The organism is Bifidobacterium leontopitheci, from assembly GCF_009193355.1.
In the GTDB taxonomy this organism is placed as follows: domain Bacteria; phylum Actinomycetota; class Actinomycetes; order Actinomycetales; family Bifidobacteriaceae; genus Bifidobacterium; species Bifidobacterium leontopitheci.
In genome coordinates, this window is record NZ_WBVT01000043.1 from 1 (window position 1) to 18,582 (window position 18,582).

Annotated in this window: 14 protein-coding genes and 1 pseudogene; 10 read left to right on the top strand and 5 right to left on the bottom strand. The window is 65.6% G+C overall.

Annotation, left to right across the window (positions count from 1 at the left end; translation table 11 throughout):
- Positions 1-90 precede the first annotated feature (90 nt).
- Complete coding sequence (locus F7D09_RS09870) at positions 91-795, top strand: ABC transporter ATP-binding protein (protein ID WP_152235325.1); 705 nt, start codon at positions 91-93, stop codon at positions 793-795.
- Between the two features lie 463 nt (positions 796-1,258).
- Positions 1,259-4,360: an FtsX-like permease family protein gene (locus F7D09_RS09875; RefSeq protein ID WP_404979594.1), complete on the top strand. Its 3,102-nt coding sequence runs from the start codon at positions 1,259-1,261 to the stop codon at positions 4,358-4,360.
- A gap of 838 nt (positions 4,361-5,198) precedes the next feature.
- Here the strand turns inward: F7D09_RS09875 and rlmH are convergent.
- Positions 5,199-5,678 (bottom strand): 23S rRNA (pseudouridine(1915)-N(3))-methyltransferase RlmH, encoded by a 480-nt coding sequence (gene rlmH, locus F7D09_RS09880; protein ID WP_152235326.1) that lies wholly within the window; start codon positions 5,676-5,678, stop codon positions 5,199-5,201.
- Positions 5,679-6,391: 713 nt separating this feature from the next.
- A complete protein-coding gene (gene upp / locus F7D09_RS09885; protein WP_152235327.1) occupies positions 6,392-7,033 on the bottom strand; it encodes a uracil phosphoribosyltransferase in 642 nt (213 codons plus the stop codon).
- A 445-nt stretch (positions 7,034-7,478) separates the two neighbouring features.
- On the opposite strand from upp, the gene urtA reads away from it, so the two are divergent.
- The 5 genes from urtA (at position 7,479) to urtE (ending at position 13,238) form a co-directional block, all read left to right on the top strand.
- Complete coding sequence (gene urtA, locus F7D09_RS09890) at positions 7,479-8,816, top strand: urea ABC transporter substrate-binding protein (protein WP_226836243.1); 1,338 nt, start codon at positions 7,479-7,481, stop codon at positions 8,814-8,816.
- Positions 8,817-8,852: 36 nt separating this feature from the next.
- The gene (urtB, locus tag F7D09_RS09895) at positions 8,853-9,737 is read left to right on the top strand and encodes an urea ABC transporter permease subunit UrtB (protein ID WP_152235328.1); all 885 of its coding nucleotides are present in this window, start codon (positions 8,853-8,855) and stop codon (positions 9,735-9,737) included.
- A 12-nt stretch (positions 9,738-9,749) separates the two neighbouring features.
- Positions 9,750-10,928, top strand: coding sequence for an urea ABC transporter permease subunit UrtC (gene urtC, locus F7D09_RS09900; protein ID WP_226836251.1), 1,179 nt, complete (start codon positions 9,750-9,752; stop codon positions 10,926-10,928).
- Positions 10,925-11,908 (top strand): ATP-binding cassette domain-containing protein, encoded by a 984-nt coding sequence (locus tag F7D09_RS09905; protein ID WP_226836245.1) that lies wholly within the window; start codon positions 10,925-10,927, stop codon positions 11,906-11,908. The genes urtC and F7D09_RS09905 overlap by 4 nt, the downstream gene beginning before the upstream one ends.
- Before the next feature lie 628 nt (positions 11,909-12,536).
- The gene (gene urtE / locus F7D09_RS09910; protein WP_226836247.1) at positions 12,537-13,238 is read left to right on the top strand and encodes an urea ABC transporter ATP-binding subunit UrtE; all 702 of its coding nucleotides are present in this window, start codon (positions 12,537-12,539) and stop codon (positions 13,236-13,238) included.
- A gap of 186 nt (positions 13,239-13,424) precedes the next feature.
- On the opposite strand, the gene F7D09_RS09915 is transcribed toward urtE, so the two are convergent.
- Both F7D09_RS09915 and F7D09_RS11225 read right to left on the bottom strand, forming a co-directional pair.
- Entirely contained in the window at positions 13,425-13,952 is a 528-nt protein-coding gene (locus F7D09_RS09915) for a hypothetical protein (protein WP_152235329.1), read from the bottom strand.
- Between the two features lie 124 nt (positions 13,953-14,076).
- Complete coding sequence (locus F7D09_RS11225) at positions 14,077-14,430, bottom strand: hypothetical protein (RefSeq protein ID WP_193312440.1); 354 nt, start codon at positions 14,428-14,430, stop codon at positions 14,077-14,079.
- Between the two features lie 51 nt (positions 14,431-14,481).
- Here F7D09_RS11225 and F7D09_RS11685 point away from each other — a divergent pair.
- From F7D09_RS11685 to F7D09_RS09925, 3 genes and pseudogenes are all read left to right on the top strand, one after another.
- Positions 14,482-14,838, top strand: a pseudogene (locus tag F7D09_RS11685) (YhjD/YihY/BrkB family envelope integrity protein); the annotation flags it as partial.
- Entirely contained in the window at positions 14,833-15,630 is a 798-nt protein-coding gene (locus F7D09_RS09920; RefSeq protein WP_319792557.1) for a YhjD/YihY/BrkB family envelope integrity protein, read from the top strand. The pseudogene F7D09_RS11685 and the gene F7D09_RS09920, both read left to right, overlap by 6 nt.
- A gap of 455 nt (positions 15,631-16,085) precedes the next feature.
- Positions 16,086-16,859, top strand: a complete 774-nt coding sequence (locus F7D09_RS09925) for an SDR family oxidoreductase (RefSeq protein ID WP_152235330.1) — start codon at positions 16,086-16,088, stop codon at positions 16,857-16,859.
- Between the two features lie 592 nt (positions 16,860-17,451).
- Here F7D09_RS09925 and F7D09_RS09930 read toward each other — a convergent pair.
- Complete coding sequence (locus F7D09_RS09930) at positions 17,452-18,501, bottom strand: LacI family DNA-binding transcriptional regulator (RefSeq protein ID WP_152235331.1); 1,050 nt, start codon at positions 18,499-18,501, stop codon at positions 17,452-17,454.
- Positions 18,502-18,582: the final 81 nt, after the last annotated feature.

The window sequence follows — 18,582 nt, forward strand, 5'->3', positions numbered from 1 at the left end:
CTCGGGCCCACCACGATCTACAGTAGTGAGGTGTGAGGGGGGGTAAAAGGGGTATAAGAGAAGGGGAGGAATCGTGTGAAGAGGTGTGCAATGGCGTATATCGAATTTGATCAGGTGGTCAAGGAGTATCCGACGGGCGGCGGCACGCCGATCCGCGCGCTGGACGGCGCGAGTTTCACGGCCGCGCAAGGCGAGCTGACGGTGATTCTCGGCCAGTCGGGCGCGGGCAAGACGACGGCGTTGAACATTCTCGGCGGCATGGACACGGCCACGTCCGGCCGCGTGGTGGTCGGCGGCCGCGACGTCACGCATCTGCGCAAACGCGAGCTGATCGCCTACCGGCGCAACGACATCGGCTTCGTGTTCCAGTTCTACAATCTGGTGCCAAACCTCACCGCGCTCGAGAACGTGGAGCTGGCGAGCCAGATCTGCACCGACCATTTCGACCCGGCACAAACCCTCGCCAAAGTGGGGCTCGGTGACCGTCTCGGCAATTTTCCGGCGCAGCTGAGCGGCGGCGAGCAGCAGCGTGTGTCGATCGCCAGAGCCATCGCGAAGAAACCGAAGCTGCTGCTGTGTGACGAGCCGACCGGCGCACTGGATTATGAGACCGGCAAGGAGGTGCTGCAGCTGCTGCAGGACATCTGCCATGAGGAGGGCATGACGGTGCTGATCATCACGCACAACTCGGCGCTCGCCCCGATGGCGCACAAGGTGGTCCGCTTCCGGTCGGGCAAGGTCACGGCCGAGGAGGTCAATGCCGCGCCGTCGCCGATCGCCGACATCGAATGGTGAGGAGGTGAGAGCGATGACACGCGACGTGGACCCTGTGAAACATCCTGTGGAACAATCCGTGGAACAATCCGTGGAACATGCTGCGCGGCGCGATGCCGGCGAAATCGCGAGCCGGCCTTCGGATTTCCGCGCGAGCGGTGCCGGCAATACGGCGGGTCATGACGATGCGAACGGATTGGGCGTCGCCGAGCGCCGCGCCGTCGGCGGGGTGGAACGCGCTGCGGCCGGTGACGTTTCAGCCGGTAGGTCGGCAGTCGTTTTGGCTGTCGAAGGTGCGACAGGCGGCGCCTCGACTGCAGCCGGCTTTGCCGGCGTCTCAGCAGGCGACTTGGCTACGGCCGGCTCAGTTGCGACCGACTTGGCTGCGGCCGGCTCGGCTGGCGGTGCGGCTGCCGTTCCATCGTCCGTTCCATCGTCCGGGCCGTCGTCCGGCCCATCGGCCGGGCGTACCTCCCGCGCGGCGCTGCCGTCCGCGTTCGTCCGCGACACGTTGCGCTGCTGGCTGCGCTCGTGGAAGCGGTTCGCTTCGATCGCGGTCATCTCGATGCTCGGCGTCGCCGTGCTCACCGGCATCTACGCTGGTTGCCGCGACGCGTTCCTCGCGGCCGGCCGGTTCTACGACGCTCAGGGCCTGCACGACATCCAGATCGTCTCGACCGCCGGCCTCACCGACGACGACGTGGCCGCACTGCGCCGCGTCTCCGGCGTGGAGACGGTCGAGGCGGTGCGCTCGCGGTCCGCCACGCTCACGGTCGGCGGGTCGAGCAAAACCGTGACGTTGCAGCAGATCGGCGACCGTCTCGACCGGCCGTACCTGCAGCGCGGCCGCCTGCCGCAAGCCGCCGGCGAGGCCGCGGTCACCGCCAAGTTCCTCAAGGATGCCGGACTGAAGCTCGGCGACATGGTTGACATCGCCGACAGCATGGCCGACGACGTGAACGACGCTGCAACAGAAACCGACGCAAACCGGCTCACTATCGTGGGCGTGGTGATTGACCCGCGCGACCTGAGCAATCCGGACGGATACTCGGCGATGACCTCGTTCCGGTCGTCGTCCACCGAGGACTACACGTTCTTCGTGACCGAGACCGACGCGGCCGCGACGCTGGATGCCGATTCCGCTGCCGAGACGACCGTCTCCCAGTCCGATACGGCATCCAGCGTCGCGTCCGGCGACCCTGCACAGTCCGACACTGCCGCCGCGTCCGGCGACACGTCCGATGCCTCAACATCCGACACCGACGACGCGGCCCCCGTCTACACCGCCATCAACCTGCGCGTGCGCGGCGCCGCAGATCTCGACACGTTCTCCGACGTCTACGACGACGCCGTGTCCGCCGTCACCGCACGCATCGAACAGCGCGTGCAATCCGACCGGCAGAAGGCCCGTCGCACGCAGCTCGAGGACGCCGTGACGAGCCGCATCGCAGACGCGAGATCTGAAGCCGACCGCAAGTTCGCGCAGGCGCAGACCCAGATCGACCGGCAGCGCGACCAGCTGAACGCGCAGGTCGACGCGCTCGCCTCCGCGATGCAGGGCCAGACGTCCGCGCAACCGCAGTCATCCACGCAGCCGCAGTCGTCCCGGCAGGCGGCCGCCACCCAAGCCGCCGCGCCGTCCGCCGCAACCGCCGCAACAACCACAACCGCCCAGCTGCGCGCCGCCATCATCGCCCAAAGCCCGCAGCTCACCCAAGCCCAGCGGCAGCTCGACCAGGCGCAGTCCGACCTCGACGCCCAACGCGCCAAAACCACCCGGCAGCTCGCCGAACAGCAATCGCAAGCCCTCGCCGACCTGCCCGAAGTGCGCTGGTACGTGCAGACGCGCGCCTCCATCGGCGGGTTCAGCGCGTTCAAATCCGACATGAGCTCCATCCAGTCGATCGGCCGCGCGTTCCCGGTCGTGTTCCTGCTCGTCGCGGTGCTGATGAGCCTGACCGCCATGACCCGCATGGTCGAAGAGGACCGCGGCCTGATCGGCACGTACCTCGCGCTCGGCTACGGCGGTCTCGCGCTCGCCGCCCGATACCTGCTGTTCGCGCTGCTCGCCTGCCTGATCGGCGGCGGACTCGGCCTGCTGGCCGGATTCCTCGGCATCCCCGCGTTCCTGCTCGTCGTGATCGAAGGCCTGTACACGCTGCCGGGCGTGCAACTGGAATACGACTGGCTGTACGGGTCGGCCGGCATCGCGCTGTTCGTGGTCGGCGTGGCCGTGGCGACCGCAGTGGCCTGCCGCGGCGAAATCCGCCAGACGCCCGCCGCGCTCATGCGCCCGAAAGCGCCGAAAGCCGGCGCGCGCATCCTGCTGGAACGCGTCGGACCGCTGTGGCGTCGGCTGAGCTTCCTCGGCAAGGTCACCGCGCGCAACATCTTCCGCTTCAAGTCGCGGCTCATCATGACGGTCGGCGGCGTGGCCGGCTGCACTGCGCTGATCGTCTGCGGCTTCGCCATCAACGACACGGTCGCCACGCTCGGCGTCAAACAGTACGACGGCATCTACCGGTATGACCTGATGACCGTCTCCGCCGACGCCGACGCGGCCGCCATGCGCGCGCGGCTCGACGACGACGGCCTGGTCACGTCGTCGCTCAACGTGCGCGTCGAAAACGGCGAAATCGGGCCGACTGGCGGCTCGGACAGCGGCTCGACCGGCAGCGTTGCGGCTGGCGGCAGCGAGACCATCCAGCTGGTCGTCGTGCCGCGCGGCAAATCGGCGCAGCTGGGTCGCATGATCGACCTGCGGACCGCCGACACGGGGCCGGTCTGCCGGTACAGCGGCGGCCTGTTCGGCTGCGGCGGCGGCACGGCGGTGACGCTCGGCGACGGCGGCGTCATCGTCAGCCAGTCCGCCGCGAACTCGCTCGGCATCCAGGCCGGCGATGTCGTCGCCCTGCGCGGCGACGGGCTGGAACGGACGCGCGTGAAGGTCGCCGCCGTCACGCGCAGCCTGATCGGCTCCGACGTGTACGTCAGCGAAACGCTGTACGGGCGGCTGTTCGGCGGGGACGGCGACGCCGCGCCCGTCTGGAACGCCGTGTACGCGAAGCTCGGCCGCAGCAGCGACGCCAAGCAGATCGCCTACGCGGATGACCTCGCCGACGATCCGGTCATCGTGAAGGCCGTGAGCTGCGCCGACCTGGCCGCCAGTTTCGCGTTCGACCTGATGGGCGCGGTCGTGGCGCTGATCGTCGCGCTCGCCGGGGCGCTCGCGCTCGTCGTGCTGTTCACGCTGGCGAACACGAACGTCTCCGAGCGCGTGCGTGAGATGGCCACGCTCAAGGTGCTCGGCTTCTACGACCGTGAAGTGCACCGGTATGTGAACCGTGAGATGCTGCTGCTCACGCTCATGGGCGTGGTCGTCGGCCTGCCGCTCGGCCGGTGGGTCGGCGGGCTGCTCACCGCCGCGCTCAACATGCCGTCGCTGTATTTCGAAGTGGATGTGCGCTGGAGCAGTTATCTGATCGCCGCGGTGGCGACGGTCGGGTTCTCGCTGATCGTGCAACTGCTCACCAATCCGGTGCTCGACCGTATCGATCCGGTCAGCTCGCTCAAATCCGTGGAGTGAGCCGGCTGGCGGCGGGGCGGAGTTGCTGGTGGGTTGTGGGCTGCTGGTGAGCCGTGGGTGAGTCGCGGGTGTCCGTTGGTGGTGGCCGGTGGTGGGTTGCGGCTGTTTTCTACCGGTTCGACGGCTCTTCTGGTGGGAAACGGACGCTGATGGGCTGTTTTGCGTCCGTTTTCGACTAGGATCGGCGGGCTTCTGGCCGCAAAGGACCGCAACTCGGGCGATTAGCGGGCGTTTCCGACTAGAATCGGTAGTCTTCTAGTCGGGAACGCCCGGAAGTCGTCCGTAATTGCAGGACGCGGGCCGCCCGAAGGCGGTGACTCGGGGGTGCCCCTCGCATATCGATTCGACCTCCCTTTCGGTGGGTATGTGAAGGGGGTATGCAAAGGGGTGGGTGTGTAAAGGGTGAGTGCGTAAAAAGGTGAGTGCGTGGCCGGTGGGTGGGAGGCGGCCGTCAGGGGTTATGGCGCCCCCGTGTCACTCTGCGCGGGTTGTGCGTCACGCTGCGCGGGTTGTGCGTCACTGCGTTCGGGTTGCGCGTCACTGCGTTCGGGTTGCGCGTCACGTTGCTCGTCTTGTGTGTCACGTTGTCCGGGGTTTGTCACTCTGCTTGCCCGAGCACGGTGACGCGGGGGCGAAACCCGTTGCAAATACTGGGTTTTCGCACTTGCGTCACTGTGTTCGCCCGAGCAGAGTGACGTGAAGATGCTGGTGGCGAAGCCGGATGGGGGAGTGACGGCGGGGCGACCTTGCTGTTGATTCGCGTAGCGGTGCGGGGCTTCTCCGTCGGCACCCCGTGGCGTTTGCGTGGAGCCCCGCCCATGGCGTCTCGCCGCGGCGCCTACTTGTGGTAGGGCTCGCCGGCGTTGATCTTGTAGGCGCGGTAGATCTGCTCGAGCAGGATCACGCGCATGAGCTGGTGCGGGAACGTCATCTTCGAGAAGCTCAGACGGAAGTCGGCGCGGCGCAGGATCGCGTCATCCAGGCCGATCGACCCGCCGATGACCAGTTGGATGTGACTGGTGCCGCGCAGGCCGAGGTCGTCGATCTTCGCGGCCAGTTCCTCGCTGGTCAGCTGCCGGCCGTCGATGGCGAGCGCGATTACATAGGCGTTGTCGCGCAGGTGCTTGGCGATACGCTCGCCCTCCTTCGCCTTGATCTGCCGTTCGACGCCCTCGGAGGCGTGTTCGGGCGTCTTCTCGTCGGCGACCTCGATGATGTTCAGCCGGCAGTAGCGCGACAGGCGTTTCGAGTATTCGTCGATGGCGTCGCGCAGGTAGCGTTCCTTCACGCGGCCGGGTGCGATGATGTCGATCTGCATGTGGCTCCTTGCTGATGATGGCCGGATTGTGCCGGTTTGCCGTCTCGCGTGCCGGTATTACACAGTGAAACTATATGTTTAGCGCTGTTTTGTCGTATTGTGTGCGTTTGCCGAATGTGACGGTCGAGATGTGTGTGTTTTGTTTTTGAAAAACCGATGGCACCGCAAAACGGCAATATGCTGAAAACGGCTTGATAGAGCCATTTTCAGCATATGGGCCGACCGCTGACGTCGACGAATCCGCGAATCAAAACACACACATCTCGCATGAGGGGCTGACTGGGCGGCAGAATCATCGCTTTGGCTCCCCCTGTGAGGGGATTTGGCGGCGAAGTTGATTGAGGGGTAGTCGAGTGCTGTAGGCGATTGAGGGGGATGTGCCGGCGAAGCGGGTGGCGCTCCCCCAGTCGGCTTCGCCGACAGCGTCCTGCAATCAAGGACGGCCTACGGCCGACCCAATGCTGGCTCGCTGTCGCTCGCCCCTCGCCTACAAACAGCTCCGGCGTTTGCTTGACGGCTCGGCCCTCCACCGAGGGGGCCGAGGGGGCTAAGAGCCGCCAAGCCTATAAACCTGCTCATGCGCCCCACAATCTCGGGCGGCGTTGGCTAGCGTGTGCGGAGACCGCCGTCCGAAGCCGAAGGCGTGCTTACGCACGTCGAGTGCTGAGGAAAGGCGGTATACGCTCCGCTAGCCAACGCCGCCGACGCGCACGTCAATCAATGACGCCGTAGAGACGGTCGCCGGCGTCGCCCAAACCCGGCACAATATAGCATTTCTCGTTCAGCTTCTCGTCGACCGCGCAGACGACGACCTTGAAGTCGATGGAGGGGTCGATGTGCTCTTCGACGTATTTGATGCCTTCCGGCGCGGCGATGATGTTGATGGCGGTGACGTCCTTGGCGCCGCGCTCGGCCAGGTAGTGCGTGGCGGCGACGAGGGTGCCGCCGGTGGCGAGCATGGGGTCGATGAGGAAGCACTGGCGGCCGGTGAGGTCGTCGGGCAGGCGGTTGGCGTAGGTGACCTGCTGGGTGGGGTGTTCTTCGTCGCGCTTCATGCCGAGGAATCCGACTTCGGCGGTGGGCAGGAGCCGGGTCATGCCGTCGAGCATGCCGAGTCCGGCGCGCAGGACGGGCACGATGATGGGTCGCGGTTCTGCGAGCTTCTTGCCGGTCATGGGGGCGACGGGCGTTTCGATGGGCGCGGCGACGACGGACAGGTCGCGCGTAGCTTCGTATGCTTCGAGCATGACGAGTTCGGAGACGAGCTCGCGGAAGGTGGAGGACGGGGTGTTCTTGTCTCGCAGCACGGTCAGTTTGTGCTCGACGAGCGGATGATTCAAAACGTGGAGTTCCATACCTACCAGCGTACCGTCTATCTCACATGTTGGCGACGTCGCGAGTCGTCGCGCGTGTGCCGGCGGTCACATGATCGATATCGTCTCACGGTGCGGAATCCGGTCCGCGGACCGTATCGAAAAACGCACGCCGGCCACCCGGCCGTCCGCTGACCGCACCCCGCGAAACCGTTGCGATTCCAACGATGCGCACACTGCCGGCCTACCGTGCCGCCGCACGTCCGCGTCGCCGCGCACGCCTCCGTCTGCCGCAGACCGTCTGCCGCACCTCGCGTAACAGTTTCGTCATCATCGAGACACTACGGAAACAATCAGGCAACGAAAGACGCACGGTCCGCTGTCATGCTGTGTCTCGTTTTCCGGAGCCGCGCACGCTCACATAGGCACATACGCAAGCGGCGGCACGGGGATATCGACGCAGTTCCAAGAGAGGGAGGACGGACGGATGACCAGATTTCCGGTGATGCGACGGGTTCGCGCCCGTGCGGCCGCCACGATGTGCGTGGCCGCTGCGGTGCTGGCGACCGGCGGCTGCGGCTGGGGGCGGACGGTCGCCGAGAAGGAGGCGCTGGAAGCCGGCTCGGCGAGCGCCGCCGGCACCGCCAAGTCGTGCGTGGACACGTCGGGCAGCAGCATCAAGATCGGTTTCGTGAACTCGCTGTCCGGCACGATGGCGATCTCGGAGCAGACGGTGAGCGACTCGCTGCACATGGCGGTCGACGAGATCAACGCGAAGGGCGGCGTGCTCGGCAAGCAGCTGAAGGTCGTCCAGCAGGACGGCAAGTCGGAGCCGGCCGTGTTCGCCGAGAAGGCGAAGACGCTGATCGAGAAGGAGTGCGTGGCCGCGGTGTTCGGCGGCTGGACGTCCAGCTCGCGCAAGGCCATGCTGCCGGTGTTCGAGGCGGACAACGCGCTGCTGTTCTACCCGCTGCAGTATGAGGGCATGGAGGCGAGTCCGAACATCTTCTATTCGGGCGCCGCGCCGAACCAGCAGATCGTGCCCGCGCTCGACTATCTCAAGGAGAAGGGCTATAAGAAGCTGTTCCTGGTCGGCTCCGATTATGTGTTCCCACAGACTGCGAACCGTGTGGTCAAGGCGTATGCGGCGGGCAACGGCATGGAGGTGGTCGGCGAGGAGTACACGCCGATGGGCTCCACCGATTTCACGACGATCGTCAACAAGCTGAAGTTCTCCGGGGCGGACGCCGTGGTGAACACGCTCAACGGCGATTCGAACGTCGCGTTCTTCAAGGAGTACAAGGCCAGCGGCCTCAAGGCGGCCACCACGCCGGTCATCTCCATGTCGATCGCCGAGGAGGAGGTCTCCGCGATCGGCGTCGACAACGTGCGCGGCCAGCTGACCGCCTGGAACTACTACCAGACGCTCGGCAACAAGCAGAACCGGACGTTCGTGAGGAACTTCAAGGCGAAGTACGGCGCGAACCGGCCGACCTCGGACCCGATGGAGTCCGCGTACACGTCCGTCTACCTGTGGAAGGGCATGGTCGAGAAAGCCAAGTCGTTCGACGTCGACAAGGTGAAGGCCGCCGCCGACGGCGTCACGTTCGACGCGCCGGAAGGCAAGGTCAAGGTGGACGGCGAGAACCATCACATCTACAAGACCTCGTACATCGGCGAGATCGGCGACGACAAGCTCATCCACACCGTGTGGAAGTCCGACGGCCCGATCAAGCCCGACCCGTACCTCAAGGGGTACGACTGGGCGGCGAGCCTGCAGAGCGACTCGTCCGGCGAGTCCGGTTCCGGCACGTCCGGCAACTAGGCGAGAGACGACCGAAAGAGAGGGGAGAAACCCACAATGAACATGCTATTCCCGCAGATAGTGGCAGGTCTGTCCAACGGCTCGATCCTGCTGCTCGCCGCGCTCGGCCTGTCGCTGACGTTCGGCCAGATGGGCGTCATCAACAACGCGCACGGCGAATTCATGATGGCCGGCGCGTACACCGCCTACGTGATGAGCACGCTCATCGGCAACAAGGGCGTGGCGCTCGCCGTCGCGCTGGTGGTCGGCTTCGTGGTCTCCGGACTGCTGGGCCTGCTGCTTGACGTGGCGCTGCTCGAGCGGATGCGCAGCCGTCCGCTGGACACGCTGCTCGTCACGTTCGGCGTCTCGCTGGTGCTGCAGCAGCTGGCTCGCGACATCTTCGGCGCGACGCCCGTGTATGCGGCCGCACCGGAGGCGCTCACCAATCCGGTGACCGTGTTCGGCTACAGTTTTTCGGCCGGTCGCCTGTTCATCTTCATCCTGTCGATCGTGTGCGTGGCCGCGCTGTACGCGGTGCTCAAGCTCACGCCGCTCGGCAGGCAGATCCGCGCGACGTCCGAGAACCGCGACCTCGCCGAGGTGTCCGGCATTTCGACGCGCACGGTCGACCATGTGACGTTCTTCCTCGGCTCCGGCATCGCCGGCATCGCGGGCGTCGCGTTGAGCCTGCTCAACTCGATCAGCTTCAACTTCGGCACGACGTTCATCGTGCAGGCGTTTCTCGTGGTCGTCGCAGGCGGCGTGGGACAGCTCAAGGGCGCGGTCATCGCCTCGTTCGTGCTGGGGCTGTGCCAGTCGGCGATCGAGTTGCCGACGTCCGCGTCGATCGGCCAGGTGGCCGTGTTCCTGATCGTCGTCGTGTTCCTGCAGTTCCGGCCGCAGGGTCTCGTGGCGATCCGTTCGAGGAATCTTGCGTAAGGGGGAAGGGTGATGAAGAAATTGACCACGATGTCGCCGGCCGAGTTCGCCGCGACGTACAAGGCGTGGATCGGCACGGTCATCGCCGTGCTGCTGATCCTGCTCGCGCCTTCGGTGATGAGCGTCTATAACCTCGGCCTGCTGTCGAAGTACCTGTGCTATGCGATGGTCGCGGTCGGCATCGGCCTGGCGTGGGGTCAGGGCGGCATGCTGACGCTCGGCCAGGGCCTGTTCTTCGGCTTGGGCGCGTACGTGATGGCCATCCACATGAAGCTGTCGGACATCGGCCCCGGCCAGGTGCCGGACTTCATGGCCCAGTACGGGATCACCGAGGTGCCCGGATTCTGGGAGCTGTTCCGCAACCCGGTCATCGCGGTGATCGGAGTGGCCGCCGTGCCCGGCGCGATCGCCGCGCTGCTGGGACTTGCGGTGTTCGGGCGCGGCGTGCGCGGCGCGTACTTCGCGATCCTCTCGCAGGCGCTCGTCGCCGCGTTCTCCGTGCTGCTCATCGGCCAGTCCAAGACCACCGGCGGCACCAACGGCCTCAACGATTTCAAAGGGTTCTTCGGCTACGACCTCACCGACGACGCGAACAAGCAGATGATCTTCTACATCTGCGCGTTCCTCACGCTCGCCATGGTGCTCATCGTCTGGTGGATCCGCCGCTCGTTCATGGGCGACCTCATCATCGGCGTGCGCGACCAGGAGAACCGCATGAAGTTCCTCGGCTACAACCCCGCGTCCATCAAGGTGTTCGCCTTCTCGCTGGCCGCCATGTTCGCCGGCATCGGCGGCGCAATGTTCGTGCCCGTCGTCGGCATCATCTCGCCGTCCGACATCGGCGTCACCCCGTCGATCCTCATGCTCGCCGGCGTGGTGATCGGCGGACGCACCACCCTGCTCGGGCCGGTCGTCGGCACGCTGCTCGTGCGTTTTGCTGAAACGCAGCTGTCCGAGGCGTACCCGTCCGCATGGACGTACATCGAAGGCCTGATCTTCATCCTCATCATCGCCTTCGTGCCCATGGGACTCGGCCAGTTCAAAGGACTGTGGCCGTGGGTCAAGGAGAAGATCGGGCTGGGCGGCGCGGCTGCTGCGGGCGCGGCTGCGGGTGCGGCGGAAGCCGTCGCGGGCGCCGGGCCGGCAGCCAAGACGACATCCCCCACGACAGCAAAGGCGGTGAACGCATGAACGACAAGATGACCACTTCCGGAACCGAGGAATACCAGACCGTCGCAGGCGCGGGTGCGGGCGGTGTCGCGGGCGGCGGCACCCCAGCGTCGGCCGCCGAACTCGAACAGCTGCGCGCCGAAATGGTCCAGATGCGCGACGAAGCCAAACGCATGCGCGACGAAGCCGCCCAGATGAAAGCCGAAATCGCCGAAGAACGCACCCGGCTGCACGACCAGCTCGCCGTCCTCGACGACCGCGGCGGCCAATGGAACGACTACCTCGAAATCCAAGGCCTCCACGTCGAATTCGACGGGTTCGTCGCCGTCAAAAACCTCGACCTCACCGTCGAACACGGCGACCTGCGGTTCCTCATCGGCCCCAACGGCGCCGGCAAAACCACCATCATCGACGCCATCACCGGACTCGTCCCCGCCACCGGATCCGCCAAATTCCGCGGCGAACAGCTGTTGGGGCGCAAGCCCAACGATATCGTTAAACTCGGCGTCGGCCGCACCTTCCAAACCGCGTCCGTCGTCGAAGAACTCAGCGTCCTCGAAAACCTCCAGCTCGCCGAAGGATTCCGCAAGAAAGGCCGCGCCCTCTTCCGACCCATGGGCGGCGCATCCCAAAACGTGGAATACATGATGGATGTCTGCAACCTCACCGAAGACGCCCACAAGCCGGCCGGCATCCTCCCCCACGGCAAAAAACAATGGCTCGAAATCGGCATGCTCCTCGTCCAGGACGCCCACCTGCTCCTCCTCGACGAGCCAGTCGCCGGCATGACCCCCGCCGAACGCATCGCCACCGGCGAACTGCTCAAACGATGCAGCAAAAACCGCACCGTCATCATCGTCGAACACGACATGGAATTCATGCGCCAGTTCGCCGACTCCGTCACAGTCCTCAACCAAGGCGAAATCCTCGCCCAAGGCTCCGTGGAGGAGATACAAAGCAACGACGAAGTAGTCCGCATCTACCTGGGCGGAGGCGAATGATGGAGCGTTTTCTGCGTTGCTCATGGCTTGACGTGCTCAAGCACGCCTGCGCCATGTGCGCCTTGAAACCGCACACATCATTGATTGCCGTGCGCGGAAGGCGAATGATGGAGCGCCCGCGGCGGGCTGATGCTACCTCTCCGCCCCTCGCGGGTTGGTGCTATTCCTCGGCCCCCTCGGTGGAGGGGGCTGGCACGGCCGAAGGCCGTGACTGGGGGAGCGTCACCCGCTGTCCGCTTCGTCTCAACGGACCGTACTCGTACGACCTGCTTCGAGTACGGTCCGTCAGGAAGATTCGACGGACCGCACTCATCCCCTCGGCTCCCTCGGTGAAGGGGCGAGCAAACAGCGGAGCTGTTTGTAGGCGAGGGGTGAGCGACAGTGAGCCAGTATTGAGCCGGCCGTAGGCCGTCCTTAATTGCAGGACGCTGGCTGAGCGAAGCTGACTAGGGGAGCGCCCGCTGCGCGAGTCATTGTCCTCGGCCCCCTCGGTGGAGGGGGCTGTCAGCGAAGCTGACTGGGGGAGCGTCACCCGCAAAGCGGATAGGGCCACAGCCGCCCCACCCCGACCCCACCATCATCCCCACTCACACAACCCGTCACTCCATACCAGTAGAAGGAAACCAACATGACCATGCTTGAAGTACAGAATCTCAACACCGGATACGGCAAGGTGACCGTCGTCAACGACATCAGCTTCGATGTCGACGCGGGCCAGTGGGTGAGTATCGTCGGCAACAACGGCGCCGGCAAGACCACGCTGCTCAAGGCGATCCTCGGCCTGCTGCCCGTCACATCCGGCACCATCACCTTCGACGGCGAGGACATCACCAAAACCGCACCCAACCAGCGCATCCGCCGTGGCATGGCGTTCGTGCCGCAGGGCCAGCAGTCGTTCGGCACGATGACCGTCGACGAGAACCTGCACGTCGTCGCCGACCGGTACGGATCCGAGGCGAAGGCCCGCTACGACGAGGCGGTCGACATGTTCCCCGTCCTCAAAGAGTTCGCCGGACGCCGCGCAGGCCTCCTCTCCGGCGGACAGCGCCAGCAGCTGGCGATCGCCCGCGCACTCATCACCCGGCCCAAGCTCATGATTCTCGATGAGCCGACCGAAGGCATTCAGCCGAACATCGTCGCCGACATCCAGAAAGCCATCCGCACGATGGCCGAGGACAAAGGCATCGGCGTGGTGCTGGTCGAGCAGAAGGTGCAGTTCGCCGTAGAGCGGGCCGACCGCTACTACGTGCTCGCCTCGGGCCGGTTCATCGCCACCGGCGAAGGCGGCCCGAGCCAGGTTGAAGCCGCCAAGGACGCCATGCGCGTGTGAGCGGCGGCGACTCGACATCGCCGACAAGACCTCCGGCTACAAAACGTCATGCGCGTGTGAACTGCGCCCGCGCCTGTCGCGCCTACTGTTGGTCGGGTGCGTGCTGTAAATCGGGATGCTTGCTGTAAGCCGGGCGCGTGCTATCAACCGGGATGCTTACCTGCCACACACGCCGCACGCAATTCGTCACAGCGGGTACCTACCCGCTGTGACAAACGGCAAGGCTGGAGACAAGGCTGGAGATGGGCGAGCTGACCTGATGAACGTCACAGCGGGTAGGTACCCGCTGTGACAGAGTGTGGCGCGGGTCGGCGGATTCGCGTGCGCCTGGCGGCCGATTGCGCGCTTGGGCGGTTGCTGCTCGGGTGCCGTCGCGCGGCCGCCCGTGCGCGGGGTTTCGCCCTCCCCGCACAGGTCGAATGTCCATGAAGATGTTCGCGCACTGAGTTTCATGGCTTCGCCTTCCCGATACAGGTCGAATTGGGGCCGGCGGCCGCTCCGCAACCGCTTTATTGCGAGATGTGTGTGTTTTATTTTGGCAAATTCCGCATTGCCGCGAAATGCCGAATCGGTGAAAACGTTGGAATCAAGCCGTTTTGCGTATTCGTTGATATTGGAGTGCCCGCTGATTCGTGCAAACAAAACACCCACATCTCCGCGAAGGGTGGTGATCGGGCCTCTGCGAATCACCCAAACAGGCATATTATGGTGCATTGTGTCTTCTCGTGTCGCATAATCCCCTGCGGTCGCGGTCTCGGTGCCGTATAGTCGAAGCATGAGCAACGCAGACAAGCGGCGTCCACGGGCGGCGGGGCGTTCCGAAAGCCCCCGAGGCGGTTCATGCGGCGATCCGCACGACGTCAACGGCACCGCGAGCAGCGTTTCCGGTGCGAGCCGCGGCGACGATATGCTTCACGGCGATATCGCTATCCGCGGTGAAGCTTTCGGTCACGGCGATGCCGACAACCGTAGTGATGTCACCGGTCACGGTGATGCTGACAGCCTCAGTGATGCCGGCGATGCCGCCACCCTTGGTGATGCCACCAACTACCGTGATGTTGCTAACCGTAGTGATGATGCCGGTCCCGGTGATGCCGCCAACAACGGTGATGCCGCCACCCGTGGTGATGCTACCAACCACGGCGATGATGCCACCCACGGTGGCGGCACTGCGCTCGGTGTCTGCACGCATAGCCGCGCCCGCGCCAGCACGACGTCATCCGTCCTCGCCGCAATCGCGACCGTGGCCGCGATCTGGCGGCGCTCACTGCCCGGCCGCATACTGGACCGCTACACCACTCATCGCGGCCCGTTGCTGGCGAACGGACTCGCCTATGGGCTGTTGTTCGCGTTCTTCGGCGGCGTGTGGATCGCCGTCAGCGTGTTCGGCCTGGTGTTCACCGGCAACGCAGACCTGCGCCGACTGCTCGCCGACGCCCTGCGCTCCGTTGTCCCTGGCGTCGACTCGCTGCTGACCGATGCCGCGCTCTCCTCGATGTCGATCACGTTCACCTGGACCGGCCTGGCGACGCTCCTGCTGCTCTGGTGGACGGTGACCGGCTGGATGAACTCGCTGCGCAACGCGGTCACCGCCATGTTCGACGAGCCGGAGCCCGGCGTCCGTGAGACCGGCGTTCGTGAGGCCGGCAGCCGTGAGACAGACGACCGTGATACAGACGTCCGTGAGACCGGCGTTCGTGAGGCCGACGGCCGCGTTCGCAGTGACGGCCGTGGCCGCTTCCGTCCCGACCGTCGACGCGGCTCCGTCAGCGGTCACGGCCGCGGTCGACCTGACAGCTCGACGACGCCGGGTTCCGCACTCGGCGGTCTCAAGCCCGCCGCTCGCCGCCGCACGAGCCGGCCTCCCGCACCGCCCGCCATTGTCACATCCCGACTGGCCGATACGCTCGCCGCCGCGGCCGTGGCCGTCCTGTTCATCCTGTCGACCGTTGCCGGCACGATCTCCAGCGGCATCGCCCGTGCGCTGCTGCACCTGCTGGGCATTCCCGACGACTCGCTGCCCGGCGCTCTCGTGCTGGAACTCACCGGTTTCGCGTCTGGACTGCTGCTCAATTTCGGCCTGTTCCTGCTGTTGCTGCGCGTGGTCGCCCATGTGAACGCCGGCAGGTTCATGCTCGTCGGTTCTGGGTTGGGCGCGCTGGCGCTCGCCGTCATGCAGCTGCTGGGCGCGCGGCTGTTGCGCGGGGCGTCGCGTAATCCGCTGCTCGCCCCGTTCGCGGGCGTCATCGGCGTGCTCATCTGGTTCAATTTGGTGGCGCAGATCATCATGCTGGTCGCCGCGTTCATCGCCGAATGCCGTGCGTCGCGGAAACCGGGGCGGCGTTCAGTCCCGGGCGCCGTGCGGCAGCCTGACCGCCGTGCGGCAGCCTGACCGGCGTGCCGCTGTTTGCGCCGCTTTCTGTGTCGTTTCCCGTGCCGATTCCCGTCACAGCGTGCACCTACCCGCTGTGACGGAACATGCTGCGCCGAGTCGTGCCGCGTGCACGGATGCCGCGTGCGCGGATGCTGCGTGCCCTCCGACCTCGCCGAAGAGCGGGATGCATGCCGCTGTCCGTACTTGCCCATCTCGTGTCCGTACCGCTTTCTGCGCCGCTTTCTGCGCCACTTCCCGTGTCGTTTTCCGTCACAGCGTGCACCTACCCGCTGTGACGGAGCACGCTATGCCGTGACCCGTTGCGTCGCAAGCCGCGGAGTGCGACGCAGTGCGGGCCGCCCCTTCGGATGCCATGCGGCCGCTCCTATCATGGATTGTGCATGGGGCGGCCGCGTGGCTCGCCTCGCCAACCAAGGAGGTCAATGATGGTCCAGTCGGCAGGGGAATCAGCTATGGAAGCAACGGCGCCGGCCGCCAAGCGTGCGGTGGTCACGGGTGCGTCGAGCGGCATCGGCGCGGCGACCGTGCGCGCGCTCGTCAACGATGGCTGGACGGTGGTCGCGTTGGCGCGGCGCGAGGAGCGGCTCAAGGCGCTCGTCGCCGAGCTGGGCGGCAAGGCCGGCTACGTCGTGTGCGACATCACCGACGAGGCGAGCACCCAGGCGGCGGTCGACCGCATACTCGCCGGCGGTCCGGTCAAGGCGCTCGTGAACTGCGCTGGTGCCGCGTTCGGCAAGGATCCGGTCGCCACGGCGAACCTCGACGACTGGCGCAACATGTACGAACTGAACGTGATCGGCACGCTGCGCATCACGCAGAAGCTGCTGCCCGCGCTCAAGAAGGCGCCCGGCGGCGGCACGGTGCTTGTCATCTCCTCGACGGCCGGCATCGAACCGTACGAGGGCGGCGCCGGCTACTGCGCGTCGAAGTTCGCCGAGAAGGTGATGGCCCGAGTGCTGCGGCTCGAACAGATCGGCGAGCCGGTGCGCGTGGTCGACATCGCGCCCGGCATGGTGCACACGGACGAGTTCTCGCTTAAACGGTTCGGTGGCGATGCGGAGCGCGCGGCCGCCGTCTATGCTGGCGTGCCCGACCCGCTGAGCGCCGAGGATGTTGCGGAATGCGTGCGGTGGGCGCTCGCCCAACCCGACAGCGTGGACATCGATTCGATCGTCGTGCGCCCGCGCGCGGAGGGTTCGTACACCAAGGTCTACCGTCAGCAGTGAGATGGCGGTGCGGTGACGGCGTGTATGCCCGGTGCGGACGTGCGCGTTTGCGCGGTGTCTCTTTCCGCCACTCTGCTCGGGCGTGCACGGTGACGCGCTGTTGTGACCCGTTGGAAACACTGGTGTTGCGGTGGTGCGTCACCGTGCTCGGGCGAGCAGAGTGACAAACCCCGGACAACGTGACGCGCAAGACGAGCACGGTGACGCACAACCCGCGCACAGTGACGCAATAATCCCGCCGGGGCGCGCCCACTGCGTCACTCTGCTCGGGCGGGCAGAGTGACGGGGGAGATCGAGCGAATCTTCGCGCGCCGATGATTCGACGGTCTCCGTCTCCGGCCTCGGCTCCAGTCCCGGCGAATGTTGCGGGGATTGTTACGAGATTTTCAGCCGAACGCATCGTTGCGCCAAGCATCGCACGGTTATATGGATGTCAACGACGCGAAGGGTTGTTGACCGCGATCCGGGCGTCGTCCATATAACTGAACCCCCTTCTTCTCCTTTCTCTGTTGAAGCCCGGCCCAAACCGCCGGGCTTTTCCTTTATCCGACCGCCAAATATCCGATCGCCAAACTGTCTGCTGCGCGCTCGCTCACGCCGACTGCCGCGTCACGATCGACGTCGGCAGCAGCTGCACGTAATGCGGCTCGACCGGTTCTCCGGCGATCATCTGCAGCAGCAGTTTCGCCATGGTCTCGCCGTGCAGCTGGGAGTCCTGACGCACGGTGGTGAGTTTCGGGTTCGACAGCAGCGCGATCGGCGAATCGTCGAAACCGGTCACGGCGATGTCGTCGGGCACGCGCAGTCCGGACCGGTTGAGCTGGTTGATGACGCCGAGTGCGATGCTGTCGTTCGCGCACACGATGCCGTCAAGTCCGGGCCGGCGCTCGCCGTCTGCCGGCCGCAGCAGCGGCAGGAACTCGGCGACCGCCATCTCGCCGCTGGCCACCTCCCAGTCGTCCGCGTAGTAGACGTACCGGTCGTCGAACCGTTCGCCCATGGCCGCTTTGAAACCGTTGAGTCGGTTGACCGACGACGGCGAGTAGCCAGGGCCGCACACGTAGGCGAGCCGCGTGCGGCCCTGTTCGATGAGGTAGCGTGTGATGTCGCGCTGGCCTTCCTCGTTGGTGAAGTCGACCGCCGGGTAGGGCAGGTCGCCGCGGTCGCTGATTTCGGAGCGCACGACCGGGCGTTTGGTGGAGGTGAACGTGTTGGCGAGCGTGCTGTCCTCGCTCAGCGAGAACAACAGGTAGCCGTCGGCGAAGTCGCTGTTGACGAGCTGGGCGATGCGGCGTGTGCTGTCTTCGCTGTTGGCGATGAGGGTGACCATCTGGTAGCCGGCGTCGCCGAGGACCTGGTTCGCGCCGGCCATGGCGGTCGACATGCTGGCCTGCACGATGGTTTCGTTCGACTCGACCTGGATGATCAGTGCGACGGTGAGCGTGCGGCGTTGCGCGAGTGAGCGTGCGGCGTTGTTTGGGGTGTATTGTGCCGTTTCGATGGCGGCGGCGATGCGGTCGGCGGCGTCTTTGGACACGTGCGCATTGCCGTTGAGATACCGCGAGACCGTGCCGTACGACACGCCGGCCAGCTGCGCGACGTCGCGTATGGTCGGTTTTTTCCCGGACGTTGCTGTGTTCATAGGCGCTATCTTAGACAATATTTTGTAAACTATCTTAACTTTTGGTTTCGGCGTGTTGTGACCGGTTACGTGGGGTGGGTG

Bases quoted from the DNA above. Each gene is read 5' to 3' on its own strand.
- F7D09_RS09870 (WP_152235325.1), top strand. From the start codon at position 91: ATGGCGTATATCGAATTTGATCAGGTGGTCAAGGAGTATCCGACGGGC.
- rlmH (WP_152235326.1), bottom strand. From the start codon at position 5,678: ATGCAGATCGACATCATCGCACCCGGCCGCGTGAAGGAACGCTACCTG.
- upp (WP_152235327.1), bottom strand. From the start codon at position 7,033: ATGGAACTCCACGTTTTGAATCATCCGCTCGTCGAGCACAAACTGACC.
- urtA (WP_226836243.1), top strand. From the start codon at position 7,479: ATGACCAGATTTCCGGTGATGCGACGGGTTCGCGCCCGTGCGGCCGCC.
- urtB (WP_152235328.1), top strand. From the start codon at position 8,853: ATGAACATGCTATTCCCGCAGATAGTGGCAGGTCTGTCCAACGGCTCG.
- urtC (WP_226836251.1), top strand. From the start codon at position 9,750: ATGAAGAAATTGACCACGATGTCGCCGGCCGAGTTCGCCGCGACGTAC.
- F7D09_RS09905 (WP_226836245.1), top strand. From the start codon at position 10,925: ATGAACGACAAGATGACCACTTCCGGAACCGAGGAATACCAGACCGTC.
- urtE (WP_226836247.1), top strand. From the start codon at position 12,537: ATGACCATGCTTGAAGTACAGAATCTCAACACCGGATACGGCAAGGTG.
- F7D09_RS09915 (WP_152235329.1), bottom strand. From the start codon at position 13,952: ATGCACCATAATATGCCTGTTTGGGTGATTCGCAGAGGCCCGATCACC.
- F7D09_RS11225 (WP_193312440.1), bottom strand. From the start codon at position 14,430: ATGCGTGCAGACACCGAGCGCAGTGCCGCCACCGTGGGTGGCATCATC.
- F7D09_RS09920 (WP_319792557.1), top strand. From the start codon at position 14,833: ATGTTCGACGAGCCGGAGCCCGGCGTCCGTGAGACCGGCGTTCGTGAG.
- F7D09_RS09925 (WP_152235330.1), top strand. From the start codon at position 16,086: ATGGAAGCAACGGCGCCGGCCGCCAAGCGTGCGGTGGTCACGGGTGCG.
- F7D09_RS09930 (WP_152235331.1), bottom strand. From the start codon at position 18,501: ATGAACACAGCAACGTCCGGGAAAAAACCGACCATACGCGACGTCGCG.